This is a genomic window from Pedobacter sp. HMWF019 (assembly GCF_003061025.1).
GTDB lineage: Bacteria > Bacteroidota > Bacteroidia > Sphingobacteriales > Sphingobacteriaceae > Pedobacter.
The window spans coordinates 19,399-23,442 of sequence record NZ_QAIL01000455.1; the positions used below are offsets into that span (position 1 = coordinate 19,399).

Here is a 4,044-nt window from a genome sequence, read left to right on the forward strand (position 1 = left end):
GCCTTATTCCAATTTACGCTACCACCATAATAGTAGGTAAAACCAATACTGCCGCCTATCAGAGCACCAATCAGGGTATGAGAACTGGAGCAGGGAATGCCAAGATACCATGTCCCTAAATTCCAGAGTATAGAAGAAATCAATACCGCCAATACCAGGCAGGCGCCCACCTGTACAGGGAGATTCATCAATTCATCCAGAGGGACCAGTTTTAAGATTCCCATGGCTACAGCTACGCCCCCCGCAAAAACACCAAGGAAATTCCAGATGCCAGACCAGGGCACGGCAATCTGGGGCTTTAAAGCCTTTGTGTAAATAACGGTAGCCACAGCATTTGCCGTATCGTGAAAGCCATTTACAAATTCAAAAGCCAGTACTGTGGCAAGGCAAATAAAAAAAACGATTAAAACCGGATGGCTTAAATCAATTTCTCCAAGCAATGGAAGGGTAATGACACTAAGCGTAGATAACATGTGTTCTTTGAATAGTTCGTATACCAAACATCTGGTTTTTAGATGGGTTACGGTGCTATTTAAAGTTAAGTTATTGTTATACTATTGTTGCCTTGACCGGTCGGATAGATTGTTAAAAAAAAGGCTCCATATTTAGAGGTCAAATTTCATCAGAATATCCAGTTGTTCATCATCGCCAAATTTGAAAATGTGTGTGTCGAAATCTGTAAACTGATTTCTTTTATAGAAGGCAATAGCCTTATTGTTCTTTTCCCACACCCCGAGCCAGAGGTTATCCACATGATTTTTTCTGGCAATTTCAATCGCATTATTTAGTAAAAACTGACCTGCTTTCTGACCCTGAAACTCTTGGAGTACGTAGATGCGTTCTACCTCCATTGTGTTCTGATCCTTTAAATCTGTCTGCGCGCTCCTGAAATTCACTTTTATGTACCCAATGTGCTTGTTTTCAGTGTTTAATGCGGTAAAAAAAATAGAATCAGGGTTCGATATTTCTTCCTGTAGTTTCTTAATGCTAAAATTTGTATCTAGATAATATTGCATATTTTCCGCAGAATTGTAGGCGGCATAGGTCTCAAAAAAGGTTTTTTGGGCGAGTTTTTGAAGGTCTGAAATGGTAGAAATATCCAGATGTACAAGTGTGAAATTCATGCCCAAATCTAGGCCAAATCAGGGTAATTAACAAAACCTGTGGATAAGCAAGAGTTATCCACATTTTGTCGGAAAAACGTCTTTTAAAGGATTGCTTTTTAGTGGCTTAATGATTAGGATAAGTTTATGTTTTTTTGTTGGTAATATTCTTGATCTTCGCAATCCCAAAAAAGAAGGAAGCTTTTTTTAGGGGCGAATAAAGAATAAATAACAACAACAAATTAATTAAAATGTCTATGCAGAATACTTGTACCGCAGTGTGGAATAACTCACTTCAAACAATTAAAGCCAGCATCCCAAGCCAAAGTTATAAGACCTGGTTTGAGCCCATCTCTGCTTTAAAATTAGAAGGAAACGTTTTAACTGTACAAGTACCTAGTTTATTCTTTTACGAGTGGCTGGAGGAGCATTATGTAGGTCTTTTACGCAAAACGGTAAAACAGGAACTCGGAGAGGAAGGACGTTTGGAATACAATATCGTTGTAGATGATAAAACATCAAAAAACAACTCTGTATCTACAAAAGCCCAGACAGTACCGGCCTCAACACCGGCAACAACTTCATCAACTGGTAAGGATTTGAGAAACCCTTTTGTTGTACAAGGGGTAAAAAGATTGAATGTTAATCCACAACTTAACCCTAATTATACCTTAGAAAATTACATAGAGGGAGACTGTAATCGTCTGGCACGCTCTGCGGCCTTCGCTGTTGCTGCCAAACCAGGAGGGACATCCTTCAACCCTCTTATGATTTACGGTTCGGTAGGACTAGGTAAAACCCACCTGGCACAGGCTATCGGAAATGAAATTAAAAGTGTATATCCTGAAAAGCTGGTTATTTTTGTTTCCTGTGAAAAGTTCTGTCAGCAATTTGTAGAATCGTTGAAAAACAATACCATCAATGATTTTGTGAATTTCTATCAGGCCATGGATGTGATCATTATGGATGATATCCACAACTTTGCCGGAAAAGAAAAGACACAGGATATCTTTTTCCATGTTTTTAACCACTTACATCAGTCTGGCAAACAAATTATTATTACCTCTGATAAGGCACCAAAAGATTTATCTGGATTAGAAGAGCGTTTGTTGAGTAGATTCAAATGGGGGCTTTCTGCCGATCTGCAAATCCCTGATTTAGAAACCAGAATGGCTATTCTAAGAAAAAAGACAGCTCAGGACGGTGTTAATGTACCTTCGGAAGTTGTTGAATATGTTGCCCATAACATCGACAATAATGTTCGTGAACTGGAAGGTGCTATGGTTTCCTTGCTTGCACAGGCAACTTTGACCAAAAAAGAAATTGATTTGCCTTTGGCTAAATCATTATTGAGAAATTTCATTAAAAATACCAGTAAAGAAATCTCTCTGGAATATATTCAAAAGGTTGTTTGTGAGTATTTCGAAGTACCTTTTGATCTGGTGAAATCGCCAACACGTAAACGTGAGGTGGTACAGGCCCGACAGATTTCCATGTATCTGTCTAAGAGTTTGACTAAATCTTCTTTAAAAAGTATTGGTGCTTTTTACGGAGGCCGTGACCACTCTACGGTAATCTATGCCTGCCAGACAGTTGAAGATCTGATTGACAGCGATAAAAAATTCAAAGGATACGTAACTGATATCCAGAAAAAACTAAGCATGAGCTAATTCAAACGACAATAAAAATCATGACTATAAATGCTACTACGATAACCACCACTCTGGTGGTTATCCTTTTTGTTCCTTATCTGATCAGTATCATTAGAAAAGTTCAAAACCATCAGATTCCTTTTTTAAAAGCACTCCATCCTTTTTATACTAAAGAAATGAATGAGGCTGCTCTTTTGAAGGAGCGTTTATCTCCTATTGTTCGCGAAATGGAAACCCAGACCATAGCGAAGTTTGTAAAGCACTGGACTTCAAAGTTTGAGGCCACAGGACTTTCTGAGCAGGATGTTCTTGAACTGAATGCAAAGATAGAGGGGGGAGAGCAAGATCAGGTTTACGGAATACTCGCATTGCATCCTCAGGGCAGGATACAGTTTGATCAGATCAATGCACAGCTAAAAGAAAAGTATCTTCAGGAAACTGAAGTTATGGCCTAGTCCATACAGTTTAACATTTGTGGTTATTGATTTTAATTTCAATTTCCAGTGTTGCATGTTGAATATTTTGGTGTTCGAGTTCGTGCTTTAGAATGCCCTTTATTTTTTGTGCCTGTTCAAGACTGGTTTGTCCTTCAACAATAATATGAGCCGTTAATGCATTTTGAGTAGTACTGATGGCCCAAATATGGATATGGTGAATTCCGGTTATCCCATCTATTTTCAAGGCTGTCTGTTTGACTTTTTCAATATCTACATTTTCTGGTACGCCGTCAAGCGACAGGCGCAGGCTGCCTTTTAATAAATTCCATGTACTTGCAATAATTACTGTGCAAACAATCAAGCTCAATACTGGGTCTATCCAGTAAATGTGTGTATAGTACATGATAATTCCTCCAGCAACGAGTCCTAAGGAAACAAGTGCATCTGCAGCAAGGTGCAGGAAAGCACTTTTTACATTCAGATCTTTCTCTTTATCTCTGAAAAACATAAAAGCTGAAACTCCATTGATGATAATTCCGATGCCTGAAACAATTGCAATAGTTACTCCCGGCAAGGGTTGCGGATTATTGAAGCGTAAAATAGCTTCATATCCAATGGCACCAATGGAAATCAGTAATACAATGGCATTGAAAAGTGAAATCAGGATCGAAGACTTTTTGTAACCATAAGTATTTTGGTTGGTGGGTTTTGACTGGTGAAGTTTGTAATCTAGCAGTTTTAAAGCTAATGCACCTTCATCCAGTAAGTTGTGTCCGGCATCAGATAGCAATGCAAGTGAATTGATCCTGAAACCAATGATGACTTGAACAATTACATAGACCAGGTTTAATA

At 38.6% G+C, this 4,044-nt stretch carries 5 protein-coding genes; 2 read left to right on the forward strand and 3 right to left on the reverse strand.

The genetic code is table 11. The features are described from left to right. Together DBR11_RS29970 and DBR11_RS24115 are read right to left on the reverse strand one after the other, a co-directional pair. On the reverse strand, positions 1 to 500 hold a 500-nt coding region (locus DBR11_RS29970), incomplete at its 3' end, for an inorganic phosphate transporter (protein WP_199233942.1). Positions 501 to 605: 105 nt separating this feature from the next. After that, the gene (locus tag DBR11_RS24115; RefSeq protein ID WP_108555142.1) at positions 606 to 1,124 is read right to left on the reverse strand and encodes a GNAT family N-acetyltransferase; all 519 of its coding nucleotides are present in this window, start codon (positions 1,122 to 1,124) and stop codon (positions 606 to 608) included. Positions 1,125 to 1,360: 236 nt separating this feature from the next. Here DBR11_RS24115 and dnaA point away from each other — a divergent pair, with 236 nt between their 5' ends. After that, positions 1,361 to 2,773, forward strand: a complete 1,413-nt coding sequence (gene dnaA, locus DBR11_RS24120; RefSeq protein WP_108555147.1) for a chromosomal replication initiator protein DnaA — start codon at positions 1,361 to 1,363, stop codon at positions 2,771 to 2,773. A 20-nt stretch (positions 2,774 to 2,793) separates the two neighbouring features. After that, positions 2,794 to 3,210, forward strand: a complete 417-nt coding sequence (locus DBR11_RS24125; RefSeq protein WP_108555143.1) for a hypothetical protein — start codon at positions 2,794 to 2,796, stop codon at positions 3,208 to 3,210. 10 nt (positions 3,211 to 3,220) lie between these two features. Here DBR11_RS24125 and DBR11_RS24130 read toward each other — a convergent pair. Continuing rightward, the coding region (locus tag DBR11_RS24130) for a cation diffusion facilitator family transporter (RefSeq protein WP_108555144.1) at positions 3,221 to 4,044 on the reverse strand (824 nt) is incomplete at its 5' end.